The organism is Lactobacillus johnsonii (assembly GCF_014058685.1).
Classification (GTDB): Bacteria; Bacillota; Bacilli; order Lactobacillales; family Lactobacillaceae; genus Lactobacillus.
The window spans coordinates 1,843,514-1,868,353 of record NZ_CP059055.1 but is presented as its reverse complement, the minus strand read 5'-3'; the positions used below and the strand labels follow the sequence as shown (position 1 = coordinate 1,868,353).

General features: G+C 33.2%; 24 protein-coding genes and 1 other annotated feature. Of the genes, 17 read left to right on the top strand and 7 right to left on the bottom strand.

Features of this window, described 5'->3' with window-relative positions:
• Nucleotides 1-263 precede the first annotated feature (263 nt).
• Nucleotides 264-1,127, bottom strand: a complete 864-nt coding sequence (locus H0I41_RS09005; protein ID WP_011162577.1) for an Rgg/GadR/MutR family transcriptional regulator — start codon at nucleotides 1,125-1,127, stop codon at nucleotides 264-266.
• Between the two features lie 104 nt (nucleotides 1,128-1,231).
• Between H0I41_RS09005 and H0I41_RS09000 the strand changes: the two genes are divergently transcribed.
• Nucleotides 1,232-2,800 carry an ATP-binding cassette domain-containing protein gene (locus tag H0I41_RS09000; RefSeq protein WP_127795760.1) on the top strand — a complete coding sequence of 523 codons (1,569 nt, stop codon included), beginning with the start codon at nucleotides 1,232-1,234 and terminating at the stop codon, nucleotides 2,798-2,800.
• Nucleotides 2,800-3,453, top strand: coding sequence for a DUF4097 family beta strand repeat-containing protein (locus H0I41_RS08995; RefSeq protein WP_011162575.1), 654 nt, complete (start codon nucleotides 2,800-2,802; stop codon nucleotides 3,451-3,453). The genes H0I41_RS09000 and H0I41_RS08995 overlap by 1 nt, the downstream gene beginning before the upstream one ends.
• A gap of 36 nt (nucleotides 3,454-3,489) precedes the next feature.
• Here H0I41_RS08995 and H0I41_RS08990 read toward each other — a convergent pair whose 3' ends face one another.
• The 4 genes from H0I41_RS08990 to H0I41_RS08975 form a co-directional block, all read right to left on the bottom strand.
• A complete protein-coding gene (locus tag H0I41_RS08990; protein ID WP_011162574.1) occupies nucleotides 3,490-4,650 on the bottom strand; it encodes a cation:proton antiporter in 1,161 nt (386 codons plus the stop codon).
• A 50-nt stretch (nucleotides 4,651-4,700) separates the two neighbouring features.
• Nucleotides 4,701-4,750 (bottom strand) — a sequence feature (sodium ion sensor (DUF1646 type); this cis-regulatory element may regulate processes involved in with the transportation of sodium ions).
• 65 nt (nucleotides 4,751-4,815) lie between these two features.
• Nucleotides 4,816-6,693 carry a heavy metal translocating P-type ATPase gene (locus H0I41_RS08985; protein WP_053106802.1) on the bottom strand — a complete coding sequence of 626 codons (1,878 nt, stop codon included), beginning with the start codon at nucleotides 6,691-6,693 and terminating at the stop codon, nucleotides 4,816-4,818.
• Nucleotides 6,694-6,763: 70 nt separating this feature from the next.
• Nucleotides 6,764-7,258, bottom strand: coding sequence for a cyclic-di-AMP-binding protein CbpB (gene cbpB / locus H0I41_RS08980; RefSeq protein ID WP_011162572.1), 495 nt, complete (start codon nucleotides 7,256-7,258; stop codon nucleotides 6,764-6,766).
• A gap of 326 nt (nucleotides 7,259-7,584) precedes the next feature.
• Nucleotides 7,585-7,869 carry a hypothetical protein gene (locus H0I41_RS08975; protein ID WP_004898147.1) on the bottom strand — a complete coding sequence of 95 codons (285 nt, stop codon included), beginning with the start codon at nucleotides 7,867-7,869 and terminating at the stop codon, nucleotides 7,585-7,587.
• Nucleotides 7,870-8,155: 286 nt separating this feature from the next.
• Between H0I41_RS08975 and H0I41_RS08970 the strand changes: the two genes are divergently transcribed.
• The 11 genes from H0I41_RS08970 (at nucleotide 8,156) to H0I41_RS08920 (ending at nucleotide 16,463) form a co-directional block, all read left to right on the top strand.
• Nucleotides 8,156-8,443: a hypothetical protein gene (locus H0I41_RS08970; RefSeq protein WP_004898144.1), complete on the top strand. Its 288-nt coding sequence runs from the start codon at nucleotides 8,156-8,158 to the stop codon at nucleotides 8,441-8,443.
• 1 nt (nucleotide 8,444) lies between these two features.
• A complete protein-coding gene (locus H0I41_RS08965; RefSeq protein WP_011162571.1) occupies nucleotides 8,445-8,789 on the top strand; it encodes a hypothetical protein in 345 nt (114 codons plus the stop codon).
• A 4-nt stretch (nucleotides 8,790-8,793) separates the two neighbouring features.
• The gene (locus H0I41_RS08960) at nucleotides 8,794-9,105 is read left to right on the top strand and encodes a hypothetical protein (protein WP_011162570.1); all 312 of its coding nucleotides are present in this window, start codon (nucleotides 8,794-8,796) and stop codon (nucleotides 9,103-9,105) included.
• A gap of 355 nt (nucleotides 9,106-9,460) precedes the next feature.
• Complete coding sequence (locus H0I41_RS08955; RefSeq protein WP_011162569.1) at nucleotides 9,461-10,612, top strand: YncE family protein; 1,152 nt, start codon at nucleotides 9,461-9,463, stop codon at nucleotides 10,610-10,612.
• A gap of 2 nt (nucleotides 10,613-10,614) precedes the next feature.
• Nucleotides 10,615-10,905 (top strand): hypothetical protein, encoded by a 291-nt coding sequence (locus H0I41_RS08950; RefSeq protein ID WP_011162568.1) that lies wholly within the window; start codon nucleotides 10,615-10,617, stop codon nucleotides 10,903-10,905.
• 134 nt (nucleotides 10,906-11,039) lie between these two features.
• Nucleotides 11,040-11,198, top strand: a complete 159-nt coding sequence (locus H0I41_RS08945) for a teichoic acid D-Ala incorporation-associated protein DltX (RefSeq protein ID WP_023600048.1) — start codon at nucleotides 11,040-11,042, stop codon at nucleotides 11,196-11,198.
• A 20-nt stretch (nucleotides 11,199-11,218) separates the two neighbouring features.
• Nucleotides 11,219-12,727, top strand: a complete 1,509-nt coding sequence (dltA, locus tag H0I41_RS08940) for a D-alanine--poly(phosphoribitol) ligase subunit DltA (protein ID WP_011162567.1) — start codon at nucleotides 11,219-11,221, stop codon at nucleotides 12,725-12,727.
• Nucleotides 12,724-13,947, top strand: a complete 1,224-nt coding sequence (gene dltB / locus H0I41_RS08935; protein ID WP_053107103.1) for a D-alanyl-lipoteichoic acid biosynthesis protein DltB — start codon at nucleotides 12,724-12,726, stop codon at nucleotides 13,945-13,947. Before dltA ends, dltB begins: the two co-directional genes overlap by 4 nt.
• A gap of 29 nt (nucleotides 13,948-13,976) precedes the next feature.
• The gene (gene dltC / locus H0I41_RS08930; protein WP_004896464.1) at nucleotides 13,977-14,216 is read left to right on the top strand and encodes a D-alanine--poly(phosphoribitol) ligase subunit DltC; all 240 of its coding nucleotides are present in this window, start codon (nucleotides 13,977-13,979) and stop codon (nucleotides 14,214-14,216) included.
• A complete protein-coding gene (gene dltD / locus H0I41_RS08925) occupies nucleotides 14,209-15,510 on the top strand; it encodes a D-alanyl-lipoteichoic acid biosynthesis protein DltD (protein WP_011162565.1) in 1,302 nt (433 codons plus the stop codon). Before dltC ends, dltD begins: the two co-directional genes overlap by 8 nt.
• Before the next feature lie 26 nt (nucleotides 15,511-15,536).
• Nucleotides 15,537-16,463 carry a serine hydrolase domain-containing protein gene (locus tag H0I41_RS08920; RefSeq protein ID WP_086875219.1) on the top strand — a complete coding sequence of 309 codons (927 nt, stop codon included), beginning with the start codon at nucleotides 15,537-15,539 and terminating at the stop codon, nucleotides 16,461-16,463.
• A 239-nt stretch (nucleotides 16,464-16,702) separates the two neighbouring features.
• On the opposite strand, the gene H0I41_RS08915 is transcribed toward H0I41_RS08920, so the two are convergent.
• Both H0I41_RS08915 and H0I41_RS08910 read right to left on the bottom strand, forming a co-directional pair.
• A complete protein-coding gene (locus tag H0I41_RS08915; protein WP_127795762.1) occupies nucleotides 16,703-17,902 on the bottom strand; it encodes an MFS transporter in 1,200 nt (399 codons plus the stop codon).
• A 117-nt stretch (nucleotides 17,903-18,019) separates the two neighbouring features.
• On the bottom strand, nucleotides 18,020-18,256 hold the full coding sequence (locus H0I41_RS08910; protein ID WP_004898124.1) for a hypothetical protein: 237 nt from the start codon (nucleotides 18,254-18,256) through the stop codon (nucleotides 18,020-18,022).
• A 165-nt stretch (nucleotides 18,257-18,421) separates the two neighbouring features.
• On the opposite strand from H0I41_RS08910, the gene H0I41_RS08905 reads away from it, so the two are divergent.
• From H0I41_RS08905 to H0I41_RS08890, 4 genes are all read left to right on the top strand, one after another.
• Nucleotides 18,422-19,741 (top strand): PTS transporter subunit EIIC, encoded by a 1,320-nt coding sequence (locus H0I41_RS08905; protein WP_127795763.1) that lies wholly within the window; start codon nucleotides 18,422-18,424, stop codon nucleotides 19,739-19,741.
• Nucleotides 19,731-20,642, top strand: coding sequence for an alpha/beta hydrolase (locus H0I41_RS08900; RefSeq protein WP_011162561.1), 912 nt, complete (start codon nucleotides 19,731-19,733; stop codon nucleotides 20,640-20,642). Before H0I41_RS08905 ends, H0I41_RS08900 begins: the two co-directional genes overlap by 11 nt.
• A gap of 252 nt (nucleotides 20,643-20,894) precedes the next feature.
• Nucleotides 20,895-23,009 (top strand): ATP-dependent Clp protease ATP-binding subunit, encoded by a 2,115-nt coding sequence (locus H0I41_RS08895; protein ID WP_011162560.1) that lies wholly within the window; start codon nucleotides 20,895-20,897, stop codon nucleotides 23,007-23,009.
• Between the two features lie 126 nt (nucleotides 23,010-23,135).
• A complete protein-coding gene (locus tag H0I41_RS08890; RefSeq protein WP_011162559.1) occupies nucleotides 23,136-24,533 on the top strand; it encodes an APC family permease in 1,398 nt (465 codons plus the stop codon).
• The last annotated feature ends 307 nt before the right edge of the window (nucleotides 24,534-24,840 follow it).

Here is a 24,840-nt window from a genome sequence, read left to right as displayed (position 1 = left end):
TGGTTTTTATGATTTGGATTTTTCTAGGTTTGTGTTTAATTGGCATTCTTCTATGCGTAATGGTAAAACGAAAGATTGTAAAGCCTGAAATTCCCTTTATCTATTGCCTATTAGGCACTATAATTTGTAGTTTTATGTGTATGGTGGAATTTAATAATCCAGTTGTAAGTTTTGAGTGGTATGGGTATTTAGTAATTATCTTCATAATTGAAGCATGTTACTTATACCGTTACTTTTAAGTAGAATAGTAAAAAACGAGGTCATCATGACCTCGTTTTTCTATCCAAATTGTTTTTAACTTGTTTAAATACATCTAAATATATTTCTGCTTGAATCGGGCAACCTATTTGAACCATCGTATTGATCAAATTTAAAATAGGTTGTTCATTTTTCGTGGTAACATAATTTGCAATCTTGTCTAAATAATTAAATGTTAGAGTGAAAAACATCATATAATGCGGAAGCTCAATTTTTTTGATCTCTTTAATTAGTGAAGTAGCATGTTTAATATCATTACTTAGAATTAATTTAATAGTAGCGTCCCCCAGAACACCAAGCATTACCTCTAAGTCATAGGTTGTATTAGCTTCAGTAATTCGGCTAACATCTTTTAAAACTAGTTTAGAAATTCCATATACTTGTTTGGGAGTTAAAAGAAAGATTGAACTCCCGAAAAGTGCTAAATAATATTCTGACCAAATTACCACCTTCGAAAAAATATTAGCTAATTTAATTTGATCAACTTCGGGAAGATAATTATGATTTTCTAAAATTACCAGCTGGTTAAATAAAGCTACGGTTGATAAAAGATCAAAAGGATTTTTTGATTGGTGGTATTTATCGAGCTGCTTTTTAGCAACATGTTTAATCAAAGGAATCTCTTCTTTGTGCCAGGCCTCAGTTACTTCTTTGTCTGTTTCAGGTTGAGGTGAAAATTTTGACCATCCCATAAATTCATGACTAGTAATGTGAATCCTGTTCAATAACCTCATTGCTGTACTGAACGCAACTTCAATTTGATCATTTTCCCAGCGAGATAATTTTGATTCGGAACAAATACCTTTGCAAGCTTCTTTTTGTGTAATACCTTGTTCTAAACGTAATTCTTTAAATTCATGACCGTACATTTTTTACCTCGAAATTTAACTTGCAGATCTGCAAGAGATTTATTTTTAAGTATTATCTCATCATATACTCTTATCAACAAATTTAATTGATGGGAGATAATTAAATGCTATTTAGGTATTCAAATAAATTCAAGTTTATCTTGATGATTGTCTTAGGTTTGATTGCCAGTTTTCAAAATATTATTATGGCCAACATTGTTCAAACTCTGACTAATATTGCTAGCAATAAGAGCTGGGATAAGATTACACAGTTTTTAGTCGTGATTGTAACCGCCTTAACTGTTACATTAGTTGCGAGTTTATCATTTAATCGCTTAAAAACAACTATTATTAAAGAGGTAAATATTTATCTTAGAACTCGTATTTTTGGTGGTATGTTAGAAGAAGACAAAGATAAAAATAATAATAGCTTAGGATTTCTAACTAATGATTTTAAATTGCTAGAAACTAATCGTTTTGATGCGCAGATTGAAATTATTATGCAAAGTTTTTCTTTGATCTTAGCCCTAGGATATGCTCTAGCTGTTAATTGGTTAATTACTCTTTTATTCTTATTTGGTTCTTTTGTTCCGATGTTTGTTTCCAATATTTTTCAAAAACCAATTCAAGAATCTTCTGAAAAGTGGACTAAGGCAAATAGTAGATATGTTAATCAAACAAAGAATTTTTTGGCTGGTGTTGAAACTCTAAAGCTATATGGTGGTCAAAGGCAAGCAGTATTGAAGAATAAGCAAACTGTAGCAAGATTAGAACAAGAATTAAGCAGAATGAATTTATTGAATCTTGATACTAATTCATGGATCAACTTTATTGCACATATCATTACTTTTTTGATGCCATTCTTATTTGGAATATATTTAGTTGTAAAAAGACAAACAACTTTAGGAGCATTGTTTGCTATTGTGCAACTTGCCAATTCTTTTGTAAATCCAATTTTATACATTTTAGATGATCGAAATAAGCTAGCTACTACTAAAAAAATAGTTGAGAATGTAGATCACTTTTTAAATAATGAAAAAGATCATAAAGGTAGCAAAACAGTACGTTTGCAGGATTTGAGTATAGAAAATTTAACTTTAAAGAGGGATGGAAAGCAGTTAGCTACTGGGGTTAATATAGAGATTAAATCAGGAGAGAAGATTGCGATTATTGGACCGTCTGGAACCGGAAAATCAACCTTGTTACAATTTTTATTATATGGAAAATATGGACAAGCAAAAGAAATTAAACTAAACGGCAAAAAGACAAATGCAGGTAACTTTTCGGGCTTGTTTTCATATGCAAGTCAAGCACCAGTGATTTTTGCTGATAGTTTGTTGTTTAATCTAACTTTAGGAGAAAGTATTTCCTGGGAAAAGGTAGAGAAAATTTGCAATAAGTTAGATTTGAAAAATCTCATTAAAGAAAAAGGACTCAATTATCAATTGGGTGAAGAAGCAGATAAATTGTCGGGTGGACAGCTAGCGCGGATTGAATTAGCAAGGGCAATTTTGATGGCTCGTCCTGTTTTATTACTTGACGAGATTAATGCTTCTCTTGATAAAAAAACGTCTGAGCTTATTCATCAGTACTTATTAAATTCAAACCTAACTTTTATTGAAGTGATTTATCATTATGAAAAAGATGATTTAAATAGATACGACAAAATATTAGATTTAGAGGACTATATTTAATGAATTGGAAAAAAATATTTTTAATTATAATCATTACTGCCGTAATTGTAGGCGGAGGGATAGTAATGTTTAATAGGACAAATAAAAAAATAGTGAATTACGCTTATTCTTTTAATAAATTTAATAAGGTAAGTGTAGATATTCCAACAGGAGATATAATTTTTAAAACTAGTAGTAAATATAGTGTTAGTTATTCTGGCTTAGAAAAAATTGCTCCTGACGTTAAAGTAAAGAACGGAAATTTAAAGATTTCATTTTCTAAAGTTGGTGTTCATGTAAATGTGTTTAATCTTAAGCAGTTAAATTCTAAAATTATAATTGAAATGCCAAAAGAAGAGTTGACTGATTTAAATATTGAGAGTGCAAATGGCAATGTCAGTGCTGATTATTTGGCAACTAAGAATGGAGATATTGATTTAGCCAATGGAAATATTTCTATTAAAGAATTAAAGACACGAAAAGGAGTCAGTTTTGATACCGCTAAGGGAAACATTGAGGTTAATAAATGTAATGCAAGTGGATATGATTTAGATACTTCTTTGGGTAAAATTACGGTTGGTGGCAAAAAGCGGGGAGATTCTTTTGAGAATAACAGTAACACTGAAAATGTATTAGAAGCCAATACATCTCTAGGAAGTATTAAAGTAAATTAAATACAAAAAAACGAGGTCATGATGACCTCGTTTTTATTAGTTCTTCTTTACTTCACGCTTAATATAGTAGTTCAAAATAAATGGTGAAAGCACTGTGGTAATAATAATTACCAAAATCAAACTTGAATAAATGTCTTCTGGGAATAAGTGATGAGTAATTCCAATTTGTGCTACAATCAGCGCTACTTCACCACGTGATACCATCCCTGCTCCGACAATATTTCCTTCATTCTTGGTAAAACCAAATAATTCACTTGAATATTTACCAGCCCAGAATTTCGATAATACGGCTAGGATAGTCATAACAATAATGAACCAGATATCTTTGATAAAGCTAGCAAATGTCATGGATAGTCCAATATTTACAAAGAAAACAGGGATAAAAATGGAGTAACCAATTGCACTAACAGAAGATTGGACTTCCTTATATTGTGGAGTTTGTCTAATTGCTAAACCACCAAAGAATGCTCCAACAACAGCACTTAAGCCTACAAAATCTGCTGCCCAGGCCATTAAGAGGGCTAGAACTAGGGAGCCTATAACTACTGCATAATCGACTTCCACTTTTTCAGCTAGTTTCATAAAATGTGGTGCAATGAATTTGAAGACAACCCAAACGGCAACAAAGTATATTACTTCAATAAGTAAATTGAGGAAAAAGTTATTCGTTAAACCACTTTTTCCACCTTCATGACTAAAAGTAGTAAATAAACTTAAAACAATAACTGCTAAGATATCATCAACAACTGCTGCTCCTAAGATAGCAGTACCAGCACGAGTATGGATTTGGTTAGCTTCTTGTAAAACTACAACGGAAATTGAAACACTAGTAGCGGCAAAAACAATTCCGATGAATAGTGCTTCGAGGAACTGCATCCCAAATAAGTAACTGGCTATCCCCGTGAAAAATACAGGTAAAACAACCCCGATGCCAGCGACAGTAAAACTTAATTTAAAATACTTCTTTAATAAGTCTAAATCACTCTCTAAACCAGCTAAAAACATTAATAGAATTACTCCAAACTCTGAAAAGAGGGAGACAATTTCATTTGGCTTAACCCAGCCTAGAATTGCCGGTCCGAGTAAAATTCCTGATAATAATTGTCCAATAACTGCTGGCATATTAAGACGTGAAAATAATTGTCCTAATAACGTTGTAGCCAGCAGAATTAAAATTAATTCTCCTAAAAAGTGCATTTTCTTCCAGCTTTCTATAACTTTGTGACAAAATAAAAAAACTTTCAAGCACTTATTGACCCAAATAAGCAAATCTTGAAAGTTTTTATAAAACCCAACCACTAATAAAAATATTTAACTAAAAATTAGTTTAGCTAAAAATATGGTTAGTTGCAAATTAAGTTATTATTTTTCTAGTCCTGTTTGTTTAGGATTAGTTGGCTTAGTTTTAGCAAGAAGAGCTAATAAAATGGTGATTAAATCAACTACTTCTTGTAAAATTGCTCCCCAAAATGCTGGAATTATACCTGTGAAGGCGATTAATTCAATCAAGATAACAATACAAATAGCCGTAATAATATCAACGTGTGCTACTTTCATTGTGTGCTTAGAGATAGCAACAGCATCATTAACTTTAGAAATGTCGTTAACCATAATAACAGCATCCGCACTTTCACTAGCTGCAGTTGCTCCTTTAGCACCCATAGCGATACCAACATCAGCAGCCATTAAACTTGGTGCATCATTAACACCGTCACCCACCATTGCAACCGGTCTTAAGTCAGGTTTAACATCTCTAATGGCTTGAATCTTTTGAGCTGGAAGTAAGTCTGCATGAACTTCGCTTTCTTTAATTCCAGCTTCTTTGGCAACTTTATCAGCGACAGATCTACGGTCCCCAGTTAACATCATGATTTGCTTTACACCTTGACGACGCAAACGAGCAATTGTTTCTGGTGTATTCTTTCTAATTTGATCTTGGAAAGTAATATATCCAGCGAACTTATTATCAATTGAAACAAAGACAGCAGTTGATTGAACAGTGATTTTTTCTTGATCCGGATCAACATAAGAAAGCTTACCAACTTTAACTAATTTACCGTCTACTTCACCGCTAACTCCTTTAGCAGTAGCTTCTTTTAAGTTGGTAACTGGCTTAATTAAATCCTTATTGGTACTTTTAACTAATGAAGTAGCAATAACATGACTCGATTGTTGTTCAACGCTAGCTGCCAAGCTTTGTAACTCTTCTTTTGAAATAGAACTATTTTCTGGTAAAACAACTTGATCAATAACTAGTTGATTTTCAGTTAAGGTTCCAGTTTTATCAAAAGCAAAAGTTAAGGTACGGGATAACTTTTCAAGAGTGGTACCAGATTTAACAATAATGTGGCTTCTTGACATTGAGCTCATTCCTGAAACCATTGCTACTGGTGCCGCAATTAGCAATGGGCAAGGAGAGGCAACAACCATAACTTGAGCAAAACGTAAAAAGTGTGCTTGCCAGCCAAGAGCTGGATTAGTTACAGCTGAGGTAATCATAGCAGCAATACCAATGATTAAAGAAACAATAGTGAATGGTACAGCGTAGCGATCAGCCATTTTAACAAATTTAGCTGGTTTAGCTTCAGAAGATTTAACCAAAGCAACAATTGACTGATATTCAGAATCTTTAGCAGCCTTAGTAACTTTCATTTCTACAGCTGCATCCCCATTAATTGATCCTGACATTAAATCATCGCCAACTTTTTTATCAACAGGAACTGATTCACCTGTCAAAGAAGATTGGTCAAAACTAGAGTTTCCCTTAATAATTTCTCCATCGACAGGCACCTGACTACCAGGCTTAATTAAAACGATATCGCCAATTTTTAACTCATCAACTTTAACCTCTACAATTTTACCGTCGACTAACTTATCAGCAATTCTTGGAGAATTTTTTAGTAAAGAGCGTAATTCTTTATCAGCTTGACTTGTAGCGTAATCTTCAAGTGATTCACCACCAGTCAACATGATTAAAATCATCCAAGCAGCCCAGTAATCGCCGACAATCATTGTTGAAACAACAGCGATGATTGCCAAGATATCTACGCCCCAACGACCAGATTCAAGGGTTTCAATCATTTCTCGAAGCATGGTAATAGCCATAAAAATTCCGAAGATATCAATTAAGATACCGGAAATTGGCCACCCACCAATCTTAGGTGCTCCACATAGGAAGTCTAAGATTGCTGCAACAACACCAATCCCAAGGATTGTGAAAAATTTCCATTGATTTCTCATTAGCTTTCCCTCCAACTAATTTAATCAATAATACTAAAACATTACTATTATACAACTTAACTTATTGAATTTAAGTTATTGGGTTTTCTTTCTGTAAAGTTTTCTTAGTAATGTTGTATTTTTCCTCAATTGAATGAGTTACATAATTAAAGGCCTTAATCCATTCTCGCCTAGTCAGCAATCCCTGAAAAATATTATTGTCATTTACAACTGGAATAAAAGGATTATCAACTAGAAGATGGAGCTGCGTCTCAAGATTAGTGCGGGCAAAGTTAATTGTTTCAAATTTTGTCTGTATTACATCTTTAACTTTTAAGTCCGATAGAGGTTCAATCACAATATTATCAGGCGTCAGCATCGTGTCTGTAATCATCGATAAGCTGATTAAGCCAACTACTTTTTGCTCTTTATCCAAAACTGGAATTTTTGAATATTTCATTTTAGTAAGAACTAAAAAAGCATGGTAGAGTGGGTTTTCGTCTTCCACAAATGCAATCCTAGAAGCAGGAATAATAAATGAACCTGCTTTTTCTGCAATCAAAGACTGAATCACTGGTGAAAACATAATAATCCTTCCTAAGTTAATTGAATTTATTACTTTGTATTCTATTATCATTATATGAAAGTCTCGAAAATAAGCCCACAAAAAAATCCGCGCTGGGAAAGACGCGGATTTCAAAATATATAAGTATAGGATCAGTCAAAGACTGATAAATGTATTCAATCTACTTGGAGGAGTAAGAATGAAAATAAAAAGTTGGATGTTAATGCTAATAGCGATGGGGTTTTGTCTTCCCCGTTGCTATGGTTTATATATTAGAATGAAAATGTGAACAAATTGTGACGTTTTTTATTAAAAAAGTTAAATTTGATTAAGAAGTTGGAAATGAATTATAAACTTGCACCCCAAAGATTATTTTCTAGCTCGTTTAGAGAGAGGAGTTTATTCCATAGTTTTTCTTCTTGCGAAGTAAATGTGATATTATCGGAAAACTTTACAACAGGGGCGTGATTAAAAAAATATTGCAGTTGACCTGTGAAAGCAACACCATTGCTAGATTTAATTGTGTTTAGACTATCTGTAAGGAAGTTAGTAAATTCTGAATGAGGATTTGTATTATTAAGTGAGTTAACTAACTCAGACATTATTGTAATAATTTCATCTTTAGAAACCATCTTTTTCACCTTCTGGATCTTTCGATAAATTTAGAAATGATTTTCTGTAAGATAATCGTATTATGGAAGCATACTTTATACAATTTTTTTGAAAAATATAAAATTGGTATACCACTAACATTAAAATGTGATCTTAACACGTAAACTTCTTATGCATTAGCTGTATGAATACTAAGATATATTTGGAAAAATAATTGAAATTTATAATTGGTATGATAAAATTTAATTAGATGAAGACGCTTTCCAAAAAAATAAAAATTTTTTTCTAAACTTGGAGGTAAACATCATGAAAAAGGGTAAATTATTCTTAGCAACAGCATTTATTCCTGTTATGACAGGAGCTGCCTTATACTTTAGTAGTAATACGGCTTCTGCTGCTACTCCTGGCTGGTATGATCCTATGCCGTGGGGATCTAATGTGGAATGCAGAAAGGGCTACTCGTATGGACCAGCTACACTAAAAAATGGTAAATGTAGAGTTAACTGGGGCGGTGTAGTAAGTAGCACTATTAATAATATGGCTAATAGTGTTGCTACGGGATTTATTAGTGGTGGTAGAGGATGGCCAAGATAGTATGGAATCAGAAGTTAAACAAGCAATTGTATTACTTAAAAACTTAGAATATCAACTAAAACATGAACCATATGGTGATTTGAATACATTCACTAATTTTACTGAACTATATCAAGTCATTGATGAAACATTATTTGATTTACAAAATAAAAAGTATGAGGGAATAACTTTATCTATTCGAGTCGGAAAAACGATGAGTTATATCAATGATGCTCTTGCTTTTAGAGGATTGCGTTTTTCTAAAAAACAATCTGAAGCATGGAATTTATTTTTGCATCCAACGGATAAAAATTTGCAAAAAAACGAAATAATATTTAAATTAATTAATCAATTTGGTGTTTGGTAATTAAATGAGTATCCAAGAATATATCAGCTTACTTGAAGCATTTAAACTAAGTTTAGCTGATAATAAGTCACCTGAGAAAATTCAAGTTATTGAGCAAATAAACAAAACAATTACTAATTTAAAAACAGGAAAATATCATGCAGTTGCTTTGACTTCCGAACTATTTAATGTTGTTAGTCTAGTTGAAAATTCGATGGCACTAAATGAATTTAAGTTAAATGATTTTCAAAGCAAGATCTGGAATCAATTAAGAAATTCAGTTTATGCTAGATATACTCAAGATAAAAATGCATTAGACTTTATCCATTGGGGATAAATGAACAGACAATTAAAAGAGGTATCCAAATGTGAAAGGAACCTTTTTTTTGTTTTTATTGCAAAAGAAAAAACCTATGCTGGGAAGTGCATAGGTTCTTTCAAAGATAGATAATCAGCGTTAAGCTGATCTTGTTATTATTCAATCTACTTGGAGGAGTAAGAATGAAAATAAAAAGTTGGATGTTAATGCTAATAGCAATGGATCATAAGTAATCCACTACTACAATTTATATATTATAGTACAAAACCAAAAGAAATATAAGAGAGATACTCATTTTTTATTTTCGGTAGCAAGGAAAGGATTCAGGTATAATATCGAATTGAGAAAATTATTTATTAGGTAGGGAAAGCTAATGAAGAAATTTTTAAAGATTTTATTTAAGTTGGTTTTGATTCTCGGAATTGCTGCAGGAGCGGCATACGGAGGATATTATGGTTATCAACAATACCAAAAACGGGAGCAGGCAAAAGCTACTTTTACTTCTAGACCTGATGTAGAAAAAGCAAAAGATGGAACAAGTATTAGTCCTGGTCATCATAATTTGGCTTATTTCAAACGACAATTAAATGAAAAATATCCTGATGTTTATAGTGCAGCTTATGAAACGCCACGTGCAAGTAAAATTGGCAGTAGTGTAGTAATACCAGGCCAAGTTGTAACGCCAAGTTATGATTTTAATAAAAAGAAGATTACTGATGCAGATTCAATGACTCCGCAAGGCCTAACTGTAGCGGGAAAATATTTATTAATTTCGGCTTACGATTCAACTCATAATCATCGCTCGGTCATTTATTGTTTAGATAAAAAAACGGGAAAATATTTAAAGACTATTCAAGTTCCGGGAGCACCTCATTTAGGAGGGGTTGCTTATGATCCAATTGCTAAAAATATTTGGGTAACGGGTAGTCAAGATGATTCATCGGCACTAATGTCTTTTTCGTTAAAGAAATTGGAAAAGTATAGTTATAATAAGAAAAAGCAACCTATTAAATATGATAATGTAATTTCTTTACCAACAATTGAAAGAGCATCTTGTGTAACTTATTATGATAATCAATTATTTGTTGGCTTTTTTAATACTGATGGACAAGGGCAAATTGCTAGCTATCCTATTGCTCGTTCGGGAAATTTTAAAGGAACAATTACTAGTGATCAAATCAAAGCAGTAACAGGCCAAGTATCTTGGGCCTTAGGTTCAGGAAGTGCTTCAATGGACCGACAGATTCAAGGAATTGCATTTTATCAGAATTGGATTATTTTAAGTCAATCCTATGGAAGCAAAGATTCTAAGTTGTATTTTTTCCCAATTTCAGCTTTGAATAACTTAGATGAAGGAAATGCGGAAAAAGTTGTTATTATGCCGCCATATCTAGAACAAATTTATGTTCAAAATGGGCAGCTACTGATGTTATTTGAATCAGGATCAAAAGCATATGCGCGTGATCAAATAATGATTGTTGACCGAATTCTATCGGCGAATATAAATGCCTTATTAGGGGGTTAAAAATGATTAAGAAAATATCTTTTTGGGTACGATTAGCAGGTTGGAGTGGTTTGATATCCGGTAGTAGTGTGTTGGTCTTGTATCAATATACACACAATATTATGTTCTTAATAAATTTAATTACAATTATCTTATTTTCAGCATATGCTCTTGCTACTGCTAATGATAAAAGGTGGACAAATACTGATTGGCTTTTACGAGTTATTTTAATAGTGTTGGTATTTGTTTCAATTCTACCGACAATTTTCTTAGGGATAGGTTATTTTATCGAAAGAAAACGTAACCAACATTAGTGAACTATCCATAACTACGGCTATTTTTGGTATAATTACTTCAGTTCATGCTATTTTTCTAAGAAATAGTAAAAATCATAACCTATTTTATAACATTGTTGTAAAATTTAGAAAAAAGATTACGAGGTGTAAGCATGGCAGAAGATAAAGATAAACAAAGCAATACAAAGAAAAAAGAGGTAGGCTTGTTTATTGCTAAAACTCTCTTTTACTTTGCAGTGCTTGTAGTGCTAGTTTACTTGTACTCATATAGTGGCATTGGGGCTGCAAAATTTATTTATAAAGATTTCTAGAACTGAAAGGGTCGCATTAAATGATTAAAGATGTAATCAAGACAATCGATCAAATTGCTACTGAAGATCCACAACGGATCGCTTATGATTATCTTGGCGAAACTAATACTTATGGAGATCTAAAGGCTAGATCAGATGCATATGCAGCTAAGATCAACGAACTAGATCTTCCTGAAAAAGCTCCAGTAATGATTTGGGGTGGTCAAAACTTTGAAATGATTGCTAGTTTTATTGGTGCTGTTAAAGCAGGACATGCTTACATTCCGATTGCTAGTTATTCTAATAGCGAACGTTTATTGATGATTCAAGAAGTTTCTGAAGCTCCTTTGGTAATTGCAATTGATAAACTTCCTATTGAAATGGATAATATCAAAGTTTTAACTCCTGAAGAAGTTTCTGATAATCATCCAGAAATTGATCAAAGTAAGTTTGTAAGTGGGGATGACAATTTTTACATTATCTTTACCTCAGGGACAACAGGTAAGCCTAAGGGTGTACAAATTAGTCATGATAATCTGCTTAGTTTTGTAAATTGGGAGTTAAATGACTTTTCACTTCCAGAACATCCTAGCTTCTTAGCTCAAGCACCATATTCTTTTGACTTATCTGTAATGAGTTTATATCCTGCTTTAACTGCCGGTGGTAAGTTAGTAGTTTTACCTCATGATGTAACTGAAAATATCGGGCAGCTTTTCAAAACTTTACCTCAATTAAAATTCAATGTTTGGGTTTCAACTCCATCATTTGTAGAAATGAGTTTCTTAGATCCTACTTTTGATGCTAAGCATCATCCTGAATTAACTCACTTCTTATTCTGTGGTGAAGAATTAAGTCATAAGACAGCTAAAATGCTTAAGATGAAATTCCCAGATAGCCATATCTTTAATACCTATGGCCCTACTGAAACAACTGTTGCTGTTACTCAGGTAGAAATTACTGATGAAATTTTAAATAAGTATGATCGATTGCCAATTGGTGTTTCTAAAGATGACACAAAGATTTCAATTGATACTTCCAAGGGTGAAGAAGATAACCAAGGCGAAGTTGTTATTGAAGGTCCAAGTGTCTCTAAGGGATACTTAAATAATCCAGAAAAGACTGAGGCTGCTTTCTTTAAAGAAAGTGAACATGGAAGTTATCGTACTGGTGACTTAGGATTTTTAGATGGCGACATGCTTTTCTACCGTGGAAGAATTGATTTTCAGGTTAAGTTTAATGGTTATCGAATTGAACTTGAAGAAATTAACTTCTATCTTGCTAAGAATCCATTAGTGCGTTATGGCGTTGTTGCTCCAAAATACAATAAGGATCATAAAGTTCAACAACTAGTTGCTGTAGTAGAATTAGCAGACGGTGTACGTGAGAAGTATACTGATGCTGAACTAACTAAGAAATTACGCGAATCATTAAGTCAAGATATTATGCCATATATGCTTCCTCAACGCTTTATCTACCGTGATGAAATGCCAATCTCTCAAAACGGTAAAGTAGATATTAAACAAGTAATTAAGGAGGTAAATAACGCGTGATCAATATTCAACCCTATAGTAATCCGCGTTACTTTGTTATTCTTTTTATTGCGCTTTTGCCATTAATTATTGGTTTATATCATGGACGGCGCTTTAAAACATACGAAGCTTTCGTTTCCTTACTATTCTTGTTTTTAATGTTTAATGGTAAAGACTGGCTACAGGGAGTTCAATTAATTGGATACATCATTTTCCAATTTATAGTTACTTTTGCTTATCAAAAATATGTTAATTCTGGAAGGAATAAAACCTCTGTCTTTTGTTTAGCAGTTATCCTAGCAATTTTGCCACTAGCGGCAGTAAAGATTGCACCATTAGTACCAAATAAAACTGCTGATTTGATTGGATTTTTCGGAATTTCATATTTAACTTTCAAAACAGTACAAGTTATTATGGAACTTCGTGATAAAACAATTAAGAAAGTTGATCCAATTACTTATGCAAGGTTTTTACTTTTCTTCCCAACTATTTCATCAGGTCCTATTGACCGCTATCGAAGATTTAAAGAAGATTACGATAAAGCCCCTGAAAGAGATAAGTATATTGAAAATTTAAAGTTTGGTACAAGATATATTTTTCAAGGATTCTTATATAAATTTATTATTGGATATGTATTTGGTACCTTATGGCTTCCTCAATTAGCTAAAGATGCAATTTTTTATGGGCAAGCTAATGGGGGATTACGCTTATCTTGGGCTCTGCTTGGTTATATGTACTGCTACAGTATGTATTTATTCTTTGACTTTGCAGGATACTCCTTGTTTGCGGTAGGTACGTCATATTTTATGGGAATTAGAACTCCTATGAACTTTAATAAACCATTTATTTCTCAAAATATTAAAGATTTCTGGAATAGATGGCACATGACTCTATCCTTCTGGTTCCGTGATTTTATCTTTATGCGTTTTACATTCTTTGCAATGAAGCATAAATTGGTGAAAAATAGAATCAGATTGTCGCAATTAGCATATTTTGTAGATTTCTTAATTATGGGTTTCTGGCACGGCTTAACGTGGTACTATATCGTATATGGTATTTACCATGCTTTGGCAATTATCATTAATGATATTTGGTTAAGATTTAAGCGTAAGCACCGCAAGCAAATCCCACATAATAAATTTACAAAGTGGTTTGCGATTTTCTTAACATTTAATGTTGTTTGTTTCAGTTTCCTAATTTTCTCAGGTTTCTTGAGTACATTATGGTTTGGCTGGAAGTAGTTTATTATTTTTGAAAGGATTTTCTTATTATGGATACAAAGCAAGCTGTTTTAGATATTTTAAATGAATTAACTGGTGAAGATTTAAGTGACCAAATGGATGAAAACATTTTTGAAAATGGTTTGTTAGATTCCATGGCAACTGTTCAAATGTTACTTGAATTACAAGACAAGTGTGATGTAACTGCACCAGTATCAGAATTTCACCGTGAAGATTGGGATACTCCAAACAAAATCATTGCAAAGGTAGAAAGCTTAAGAAATGAGTAATAAACGTAAACTGTGGCAGATTTTCGGCCCAGTTCTCTGTGCTTTCATTTTGCTAATAATTTTATTTTTAATTCCATGGCAAAATGGTGAAAAGTCAGATAATGCTCTCTTTAAAGCTTCAGTTTCACAATCTCAAACTGTCTTTAAAGGTCAATCGATTAAGCAAGCTGCTTTTGAGAAAAACTATGTTCCATTTTATGGTTCTAGTGAATTATCAAGAATGGATGCCTTGCACCCAAGTGTCTTAGCTTATAAATATAAAAGAAATTATCGACCTTTCTTACTAGGAGGACCGGGAAGTCAATCCTTAACTCACTTTTTCACTATGCAGGAAACAGTAAATCAGCTTTCTAATAAAAAAGCAGTTTTTATTATTTCTCCACAGTGGTTTACTAAGCAAGGTCAAAATCCAGCAGCTTTTGGGATGTATTTTTCTCAACTTCAAGCAGTTGATTGGATTTTGACTGCTAAGGACAGTGTAGCTACTCGTTATGCTGCTCGACGCTTATTAGATATGCCAGCTGGAACTGCTAGTGAGACAACAAAGTATGCATTAATGACTTTAGCTTCAGGACAAAAATTGTCTAAGTATCAAACTTTGTATTTGAAAGCTAGACGTCGAATGTTAGCTAATGAAGATAATTTCTTCTCATCTATTGGGATGACTAATAACATTCCTAAGATTCAAAAAGAAGCAGGTAAACTGCCAGGTACTTATGCCTATGACAACTTACGTCAATTTGCTAATGAACAGGGACAACAGGGAACAACAAATAATAAGTTTGGTATTTCTAATGGTTTCTTTGACAAAAAGTTAAACAATAAGCACTTAAAGCACCTAAAGAATTCTCAAAGAGATTTTGATTATACTCAGTCACCAGAATATGCAGACTTTGAATTGGTATTAAATGAACTTGCGCATGAACATGTTAATGTCTTGTTCATTATTCCACCAGTTAATGAAAAGTGGGCTAAGTACACTGGTTTATCTCAGACAATGTATCAAGAATGCGTTGCTAAGATTACCAAGCAGCTTACATCTCAAGGTTTCAATAATATAGCTAACTTATCAAAAGACGGTGGAAAGAAATTCTTCATGGAAGATACTATCCACCTTGGTTGGAATGGATGGTTAAAGGTGGATCAATATGTGAAACCATTTATGGAAGAAAAGAATCATCCAGTCAACTATAAGCTAAATAGTTACTACTTTACTAAGGCATGGGGCAATAAAACTAATGTAAAGATGCCTAATGTTAAAAGTAAGGCGGCAGTAGACATAAAAAAAAACTAGCACAAGCAGGTATCACAGGTAATATCCTGGCGATTAAGAATAATAAAGTAATTCTTAATGAGTCTACAGGCTATGCAAATGTTAGTAAAAAAGAGCATAATACACCCAAAACAGCTTTTTTTATTAATTCAGTTAATAAGGTTTTTACTGGTGCCCTCGTTATGAAACAAGTTGAGCAGAAAAAGCTTAAACTTAATGACAAATTATCGAAATTCTATCCTCAAGTATCCCATGCTAATCAAATTACGATTGGGCAGCTTCTAACTATGGAAGCCGGATTACAAGGAAAAGATGAATCGAGCTATGGAACGCCAGTCTTTAAAAATAATCAAGCTGGAATTAAATATGATATTAAGCATAATATAGTTTTCGATAAGAAACAGTACAATCAACGCTTTTACTCGTCAATTAACTATATTTTATTATCTGGTGTTTTAGAAAAAGTAACCCATAAATCTTATGAAAGTTTGGTGAAAGATACCTATATTAAAAAATTAGGGCTTTCCGAAACAGAATTTTATTGGGACATTCCTAAGAATAGGCATATTAAGGTTGCAGTACCGTACACTAAAAACTCTCAGGGATATTTAGTACCACATAGTGTTTCCGTAGATAGAGTACGTGGAGATTTGGGCGCTGGAAGCCTAGTAATGTCAAATAGTGACTTATATCGAGCTACAAGTGCGATTTTAAATGGAGAAATCATAAAACCTTCATCAATACAAACGGTTTATGCTCCAGCTGATCCTGCTAAATATAATGCTGGTTTTTATAATTTCCCTGATTTTCATTCCTCAAATGGTTCAGGCGATGGATATACAACTTACTACCGCATATCAAATGACACGCGCGATGTATTAGTAGTTCAGTCTAATTATCCAGTTAAGGACTATTTTAAGGTGAGAGAGATATGTAACGATCTCATGGAAAATTTAATAAAATCGCCTTCATAGAGATAGGAAATAATATTTTCTATCTCTTTTTTTATGATTTTGACTTCCTTAAAAGCGGTTGTGCAAGTAGGGCTGCTGTGCTAAGATTTACCTGTACCGTTGTAGCAAGGTGCATTTTCTACGGTAGCGAAAATGTATCTTTTATTTGGTCAGAATAGCGGTACCTAACACTGTGTGAGCCTGATTCCGATGTTGGTGGAATTAGGCTTTTTTTGTAAATTAGAGAAAATAAAAAATCGCTATTCAGCGATTTTTTTCTTGTTATAAGCATTAATGATTGAAAATAGAAGGACAGAAATTAAAACCAAAACAGTGCAAACTACAAATAAGGTCAAATAGGAAAAATTATCAATTACTAAAGCTCCAATTAGCGGTCCTAGAGCTCGACCAGCTGATGTAACTGATTGAACAATTCCTTGGTATTTTCCCTTGTCTTTATTACTAGCACGATCATTAACAAAAGTTGAAACAGCAGGAAATGCTAAAATTTCTCCGCATGTTAGAACGGCCATGGCTAAAACAAAGTTAAAGTAGTGGGTTGCTCCAATTAGTAGTAAGAATGCTAGCCCAAACAGACTAAAACCAATATATAATCGTCCATGAAGATGTGCAGTTAGCCAGTCATCAAAGTAAGTTAATAGCGGTTGAATAAGGACAATTAAAATAGCATTTAGAGTCCAAAGTAAACTATATAACCGAACGCTCATGTGTAAGCCAAGCATGTAGGAGGAAATATTAGAATTCCATTGTTCATAAGCAATCCAAGCAGCTAGAACACAAATTAAGATAGAGAAAATAGCTCTTTTTGCGCCGTAAGGAATTTTTTCTTGATGGGCAGCTGTAGTCGTTTTTTTATTTGTAGAGGCATGAGCCTGGTTTAAACCACGATATTCAAAAAAGATTACAATGCTTAAAAAGGCAAACATAATAAAAGCAAGTAAGAAAATATAAGTAATACCAAAGGGTAAAATGAATCCCACCATTAGGGACCCAAATACTAAACCTAAATTTTGAGTGAAATACAAGACATTAAACACATAAGAGGCATTCCGACTTTGAATTAAAGTAGCAATTGAATTTAAGCCAGTTACTACAATACCGTTGCCTAAGCCTAAAGTAATTAACAAAATTGGATAGGCTGGCCAGCCATGAAATAACACTAGCAAGAAAGTGGATAAGGTGGAAATACTGACACCAGTTAAAAGGGTTTGGTAAGGATGCCATTTATCAAATAAAAGGCCTCCAACTGCATTTCCAACCATTGTAAAAGCTGAATTTATGAATAAAACAATCCCAGCTACTGTAAGCGTCTCATGAAGATAATTATGAATATAAATGGTAGTTAGTGGCCAAATAAAACTAACACCAGTATTAATTATTAAAGAACCAGCAAATAACCAGATTAACTTAATTGGATCTAGCGCATGTTTTTTTAGCATGTATTTTCCTCCTTTTAATCAAGAATAGTTGTATAAAAATAAGCTGACAAGTGTCAGCTTATTTTGTAGAATTGCTACCTTTATTTTGCCGGAAGGTATGACTTTATGCAATGAATATTAAGACTCGCCATTGATCCAGCTACTATTGAAAGTACGAAGAACTTCATTAGCTGGAAAGGCATCTTTTCCGGTATGTTTAACTGCTTCATGAACTTGCTTTTGAGTTAAATGATCACATACATAGCTTTTAATTGCTTCATTAATTACTAAGTCCCATTCTTTATCTGAATGATTTAAATAGTAGTTGAGTAGACGGTCAGTTTCATCATTAATCGAAAAACTTCGTTTAGCCATAATTTTTCTCCTTTTTATTTTCCTCATCATTATAGCATGTTCTTTGTCTAATCTGGGTTTAAAGAAGCTTGTCCGATTTAAGCTGTATTTTAATAAAAAAGAATAGGTTTCTTACAATATTTAATTTAAACTAGGAAATAGATTATTAGAGGTAAGGATTAAATTATGGAAAAAATTATTTTTAAAACTATTGTGCGACTTCGTAGATTAGCATTTTTTAGAGTAACTGATCGAACTCTGATGATGCTAATGCCACTTGCTGTTGTAGGAAGTATTTTTCAGTTTTTATGGCAGAGTGTTTTCTCTCCAACGAGTTTAATATCTAATATCTTTTATTTTGATAAGTGGTTACCTGATCAGATTTTTAATGCATCCTGGTATGCCTGTCAGGGCGTTACCAGTGTAATATTTGGAACTTTTGGACTATTTACTGCATATTTTTCAGCACAATATACTGCACGTTTATATCAAAAAGATGCCCAGATGGCTGGTGTTTCAGGAATGCTAGCTTTGCTGTTATGTGCATATCGTTTTAGAGATATTAGAGATTTCCAACTATCTTTTAACTGGCGTTTTTTGAATATTAATAGTTTTTTATTTGCTCTCTTGATCGGTTTTGGAACGGGACTCATTTTTAGATTTCTTGGAACTGACTATCATCATCGCCATGCAGAAAGTGCCCAAGTAATAAAGCAAAGAGCTTTTAATTCATTTCGTCCGATGCTTGCTACTTGGTTAATTGGATTAGTAATTGGGATTTTAGCTAGTTTAGTCCATGTACGAATGATCGCCACAAACTTTTATCAATTTTTCCAAAGTCAAGGACAGAATAATTTAAATCTGGGTATTTTTATTCCCTTATTACTTCTAGCATTGTTGTTAAACTGGTGTGGCATTGGCCAGCCTTTAGTATCTCTTACTGCTGGTGGTGATAGTGCGACTAATGTTGCTAATTTAAACTATGCTTTGACACATGGCTCAAGTTGGAATGTACCTAATCCATATGTGGGAAATTCTTTATATCAATCTTATGGAAAATTTGGTGGTAACGGCCTAACCTTAGTGATATTGATTGGCATTTTAATTTTTATTAAGAAAAATGATATTGCTAGAGTTGCCCGTTGGAGTTTTATTCCAACTCTATTTGGCTCTAATCAGGGGGCTTTAATTGGTATTCCTATTATCCTTAACCCATTATTCTTACTGCCTTATATATTTTTACCAGTTGTAAATATGCTTTTAGCTGCAAGTATGATTGCAATACATTTAATTCCGGCTTCAGCCTACAATGTATTATCTGGAACTCCGGGACCTTTGTATGCCTTTATTGCTACAAATGGAAACTGGCAAGCGCTAATTTTCTCAATGCTGCTGTTTGCATTCGATATTTTGTTATATCTTCCAATTGTGAAGATGGCCAAGGATGTTCAAGACGAAATTGATTTGTTAAATGATGAGGAGGCTGGCTATGAATATGTTAAATAAAGATAGGATATCGAAAAATCGTTTGCTTTTGCTAGGTACCTTCATCTTTTTGATAGTTTTATCTATTCCAACATTTTTTTGGATTAAAAGTGCTAATCATGATTTAGCTGAAAGACGAAAGTCACAAATGTCTCCTGTAATTATGATTCCAGGATCAAGTGCAACTACTGAGCGTTTTAATGAATTGGTTAATCTGCTAAATAAAGATACTCTGAAAAAGCATAGTCTATTAAAAATTCAAGTGAAGAAAGATGGTACATTGAAGTATAGCGGTAAAATTAATCGTAATGATAATGAACCGTTTATTGTAGTAGGATTTGAAAATAATCATGATGGTTACGCCAATATTAAGAAACAAGCAGGTTGGTTTGATGAGGCTTTTGCTCAGCTTAGTCAGCAATATAAATTTAATAATTTTAAGGCATTTGGACATTCAAATGGTGGATTGATTTGGACATATTGGCTAGAAAAATACTATGCAGATTATAGTGATGAAATCAAAATAAAGAAATTGATGACCCTCGGGACACCCTATAACTTTAATGAGAGTAATGTTGACCATAAAACCGAAATGCTGAATGATTTTATTAAAAATCGAAAGAAAATTCCTAAGAATTTAGATGTATATTCAGTATCAGGGGGAGAGAATTATGAGTCGGATGGGTTAGTACCTGAAAGTAGTGTGGCAGCAGGAAAATATATTTTTCAAAATCAGGTAAAGCACTATACGACGATGACAGTTACAGGATCGGATGCACAACATTCTTCTCTTCCGCAAAATAAACAAGTAGTTCAGTTAATTAAGCAGTATTTGCTTGAAAACAATAATGGAAACAATATTCCTGGCAATAATCAAAGACCACAGGACAAGCATAAAAAGAAAAAGATAATAAATGATTAAATTATTTGAAAATTAATAAAAATAAATAATTTTAGAACTATGTCATAATATTAATTCACAAACTTTTTAAGCGTAAAATGCTTTATTAAGCACTTTACGCTTATTTTGCTCACAAATTAAAATAATCTGTGGAAAAAGAGAAAATAATATTTTGCTTTCTGTGGATAACCTGCTATAATAAGAAATGTGAGTAGTTAGCACTTATAACTTATGAGTGCTAAAATTTTTGAGAATATGAGGAGTGTGTAAAGCATGGCATACTTTGACAATGGAAACTATAATTTTGATGATTTGTTTAATGAATTAAACAGAGATTTTTTCAATGATGGAAGAATGACTAGTGGTCAACAACCAATGAGATATAGTGCTGGTCAAGCACCTCAACAAGGCGCTCAAAATGGCCAACAAAAGGAAAAGCCAATTGGTGTTGATTTAACTGAACAAGCTAAGAAGGGTAAATATGATCCTGTCATTGGACGTACCGCTGTTATTGATCAAGTTATTGAAATTTTGAGTAGACGTAAAAAGAACAATCCTGTTTTGACTGGTCCTGCTGGTGTTGGTAAAACCTCGGTAGTTGAAGGATTAGCTCAAAGAATTGTTGATGGAGACGTTCCTGAAAAACTAAAGAATGCTCATATTATTGAGTTAAATATTAATGAATTAGTTGCAGGTACTTCTCTTCGTGGTAGTTTTGAAGAAAAACTAAAGAAGATTATCGATAAGGCTAAGGGTGACAAGAATGTTATTCTCTTTATCGATGAATTACATAATATTGTTGGTGCAGGTTCTACTGATTCAGAAAATAATTCTGGGGATGCTGCTAATATCTTAAAGCCAGCATTAGCTAGCGGTGAAATTCGTGTTATTGGTGCAACTACTACTAGTGAATACCAACAAATCGAAAAAGACCCTGCTTTAGCTAGAAGATTCCAACCAGTTCAAGTTCCAGAACCAACTATCAAGGATGCTATTCAAATTTTGAAGGGATTAGCTCCAAGATATGAAAAATACCACAATGTTAAATATGATCCAGAAGCTTTGAAGCTTGCTGCAGAACTTTCAAATCGTTACATTAATGATCGTCACTTACCAGATAAGGCCATTGACTTAATGGACGAAGCTGGTGCTAAGAAGTCCTTAGGTATGGATCAAAAAGATGAAACTTCAATTAAGAACAAGATTCATGCCTTAGAAGGTAAAAAGGCAGAAGCAGCTAAGAAGGAAAAATATGATGAAGCTGCTAAGATTAAGAAAGAGATTGAAGACCTTAAGAAAGATCTTAAGAATGCCGGCAAAGCTAGTGAACTTAAAGTTACACCAGAAGATATGTATGCTTTAATTCAAACTAAGACTGGTATTCCAATGAGTGAAATTAATGCAAATGAAGCTCAAAAGAATGCTAACTTAGCTTCTGACTTGAAGAAAGTTGTTATTGACCAAGACAAGGCCATTGACATCATTACTGATGCAATTGCACGTAAGCAAGTATTTAAGGATTCTAACCGTCCAACTGGTTCATTCTTACTTACTGGTCCTACTGGTGTTGGTAAGACTGAATTAGCTAAGCAATTAGCAATTAAGTTATTTGGTAAGGCAGATGCATTGGTACGTTTGGATATGTCAGAATATCAAGACCAAATGGCTGTTAATAAGTTGATCGGTTCAGCACCTGGTTATGTTGGCTATGGCGAAGGTGGTCAATTAACTGAAAAGATTCGTCACCAACCATATTCATTGATTTTGCTTGATGAAATTGAAAAAGCAAATCCTCAAGTCTTCAATGCTTTGCTTCAAATCATGGATGATGGTCGTTTAACTGATGCACAAGGTAGAACAATTTCCTTCAAAGATACAATCATTATCATGACTTCAAATGCTGGATACTCTGACAAGTTACTTAAGGGTGACGATCAAGATGCTTTACGTAAAGCTCTTGAAGTTTACTTCAGACCAGAATTCTTAAACCGTCTTGACGCAATTGTTCCATTTAATTCTTTAACTAGTGAAGATATGCTCAAGATCTTAGACCTTTACTTAGTAAAGATGGAGAAGTCTCTTGCTAAGAGAAACATTAAGCTTCATGTTACTGATGATGCTAAGAAGTACTTGGCTAAGAAGGGTTATGACAAGGAATTTGGTGCTCGTCCATTGAGAAGAGTTGTTGAACAAGATCTTGAAACCCCAGCAGCTAAGTTGATTGTTTCTAAGCCAGATACTAAGGAAGTTAAATTCACTATTGATGATAAGCATTTGTACTTAAATGGTGAAATTCTTGAAGATGTATTGTTTGACAAGGAAACTCGTGAACAAGAAAAGAAAGACATCAAGGAAGCTGAAAAAGCTGATAAAAAAGAAGAAAAATAGTTAGCAATATTTTAAAAAAAGACTACGAATTAAATTCGTAGTCTTTTTTTAATTAATTTTAATTATAGGGTAGAAATAGCTATAAAATCAGGTATAATAATTAAAAATAAATTAAGGAGAGTTGGAATGAAAAACTTCTTTAAGAAAGTTCCAGTAAATACTTTTTTAAAAGCAGATTCTCGCTTAACTAGACATTTAAATGCTCGTGATTTAGTTGCGTTGGGAATCGGGGCAGTTATTGGAACAGGAATTTTTATTTTGCCTGGTCATGAAGCGGCACAGCATGCTGGTCCAGCAGTTGCTATTTCTTTTTTATTAGCAGCAATTGTTTCTGGTATGGTGGGAATGGCTTATGCTGAATTTTCTTCTGCAATGCCAGTAGCTGGCTCCGCCTATTCTTTTGGTTCAGTAATCTATGGAGAAGTAGTAGGGTGGATAATTGGATGGGGATTATTATTAGAATATTTTTTAGCTGTTTCTGCTGAAGCGACTGGTTTTGCTTCATATTTTAATAATAATATTTTAGCGCCAATTGGAATTCATTTGCCTAAAGCACTTGAAGCTGGACCAATGGAAGGTGGAGTAATAAATATTTCTGCTGTTTTAATTGTGTTAATCGTTGCTTTGATTTTATATCAAGGTGCTAACTTATCTAAACGTGTGGAAAATATAGCAGTAATTATCAAAGTCGCAATTATTATTTTGTTTATTGTGATTGGGATGTTCTATATTAAGGCTGACAACTATGTCCCATTTTATCCTAAAAAATTCCAAACACCACCATTAGGGATTGGGGGAATATCTACAGCTGCAGCCACTGTATTCTTTGCATTTATTGGTTTTGATGCTTTAGCAGCAAACAGTGCTGAAACAAAGGATCCTGAAAAAAACGTTGTTAAAGGAATCATGGGGACAGTGATTATTGCTGTTCTACTATATGTAAGTTTTTCTCTAGTTTTAACTGGAATGGTTAATTACAAACAATTAAATGTTGATGATCCAGCAGCTTATGCACTAAAAGTAGTTGGCTTAACTGCGTGGAATAAATTGATTACCGTTGGAGCATTAGTCGGAATCTTTACCGCAATGATTACTATGTTGCTGGGCGGCTCAAGATTACTCTATGCTTTAGGAAGAGATGGATTATTACCGGATTCCATGGGAAGTGTGCATGCTAAAAAGATGATTCCTGATCACGCAGTAATTGTCTCTACAATAGTAGCAGCTGTTTTTGCTGGATTGGTTCCTTTAATGGAATTAGCTTCATTAATTAATGCAGGGACATTAATCGCATTTGCTTTAATTTCATTTGGAATTATTCCTCTACGGCATCGAAAAGATATTGTGAATGATGGATTTAAGATGCCACTTTATCCGGTACTGCCTGTAATTGCTGGATTACTAAGCGTATATTTCATTTGGATGTTACCAAATACGACAAAAATTATGGTGGGAATCTGGTTAATTGTGGGAATCATTGTGTATGCAACATACGGTATAAAACATTCTAAACTACAGAATTAATCAAAAAGGTCTCAAATTGAGGCCTTTTTTAGCACTCTAAAAAAATATTGCTAATTTTTTGCAAAAAAGGGTTGACGAAAAGTGAAAAAGCCTGTAAAGTAATACATGCTGTTTGAGGCAAGCGAAAAGAGCAAATAAAAAAGTTCAAAAAAGCTTGCCAAAGCGAGCAAAAGATGATAATATTATAAAGCTGTCATTTGAGAGAGATGAGAAAATTAAAAAAGTTCTTGTCAAAGCTTAAAAGACATGATATAATATAAAAGTTGTCACATGACAACGGTAGTACCTTGAAAACTGAACAAAGTTT

Bases quoted from the DNA above. Each gene is read 5' to 3' on its own strand.
- H0I41_RS09005 (WP_011162577.1), bottom strand. From the start codon at position 1,127: ATGTACGGTCATGAATTTAAAGAATTACGTTTAGAACAAGGTATTACA.
- H0I41_RS09000 (WP_127795760.1), top strand. From the start codon at position 1,232: ATGCTATTTAGGTATTCAAATAAATTCAAGTTTATCTTGATGATTGTC.
- H0I41_RS08995 (WP_011162575.1), top strand. From the start codon at position 2,800: ATGAATTGGAAAAAAATATTTTTAATTATAATCATTACTGCCGTAATT.
- H0I41_RS08990 (WP_011162574.1), bottom strand. From the start codon at position 4,650: ATGCACTTTTTAGGAGAATTAATTTTAATTCTGCTGGCTACAACGTTA.
- H0I41_RS08985 (WP_053106802.1), bottom strand. From the start codon at position 6,693: ATGAGAAATCAATGGAAATTTTTCACAATCCTTGGGATTGGTGTTGTT.
- cbpB (WP_011162572.1), bottom strand. From the start codon at position 7,258: ATGTTTTCACCAGTGATTCAGTCTTTGATTGCAGAAAAAGCAGGTTCA.
- H0I41_RS08975 (WP_004898147.1), bottom strand. From the start codon at position 7,869: ATGGTTTCTAAAGATGAAATTATTACAATAATGTCTGAGTTAGTTAAC.
- H0I41_RS08970 (WP_004898144.1), top strand. From the start codon at position 8,156: ATGAAAAAGGGTAAATTATTCTTAGCAACAGCATTTATTCCTGTTATG.
- H0I41_RS08965 (WP_011162571.1), top strand. From the start codon at position 8,445: ATGGAATCAGAAGTTAAACAAGCAATTGTATTACTTAAAAACTTAGAA.
- H0I41_RS08960 (WP_011162570.1), top strand. From the start codon at position 8,794: ATGAGTATCCAAGAATATATCAGCTTACTTGAAGCATTTAAACTAAGT.
- H0I41_RS08955 (WP_011162569.1), top strand. From the start codon at position 9,461: ATGAAGAAATTTTTAAAGATTTTATTTAAGTTGGTTTTGATTCTCGGA.
- H0I41_RS08950 (WP_011162568.1), top strand. From the start codon at position 10,615: ATGATTAAGAAAATATCTTTTTGGGTACGATTAGCAGGTTGGAGTGGT.
- H0I41_RS08945 (WP_023600048.1), top strand. From the start codon at position 11,040: ATGGCAGAAGATAAAGATAAACAAAGCAATACAAAGAAAAAAGAGGTA.
- dltA (WP_011162567.1), top strand. From the start codon at position 11,219: ATGATTAAAGATGTAATCAAGACAATCGATCAAATTGCTACTGAAGAT.
- dltC (WP_004896464.1), top strand. From the start codon at position 13,977: ATGGATACAAAGCAAGCTGTTTTAGATATTTTAAATGAATTAACTGGT.
- dltD (WP_011162565.1), top strand. From the start codon at position 14,209: ATGAGTAATAAACGTAAACTGTGGCAGATTTTCGGCCCAGTTCTCTGT.
- H0I41_RS08915 (WP_127795762.1), bottom strand. From the start codon at position 17,902: ATGCTAAAAAAACATGCGCTAGATCCAATTAAGTTAATCTGGTTATTT.
- H0I41_RS08910 (WP_004898124.1), bottom strand. From the start codon at position 18,256: ATGGCTAAACGAAGTTTTTCGATTAATGATGAAACTGACCGTCTACTC.
- H0I41_RS08905 (WP_127795763.1), top strand. From the start codon at position 18,422: ATGGAAAAAATTATTTTTAAAACTATTGTGCGACTTCGTAGATTAGCA.
- H0I41_RS08900 (WP_011162561.1), top strand. From the start codon at position 19,731: ATGTTAAATAAAGATAGGATATCGAAAAATCGTTTGCTTTTGCTAGGT.
- H0I41_RS08895 (WP_011162560.1), top strand. From the start codon at position 20,895: ATGGCATACTTTGACAATGGAAACTATAATTTTGATGATTTGTTTAAT.
- H0I41_RS08890 (WP_011162559.1), top strand. From the start codon at position 23,136: ATGAAAAACTTCTTTAAGAAAGTTCCAGTAAATACTTTTTTAAAAGCA.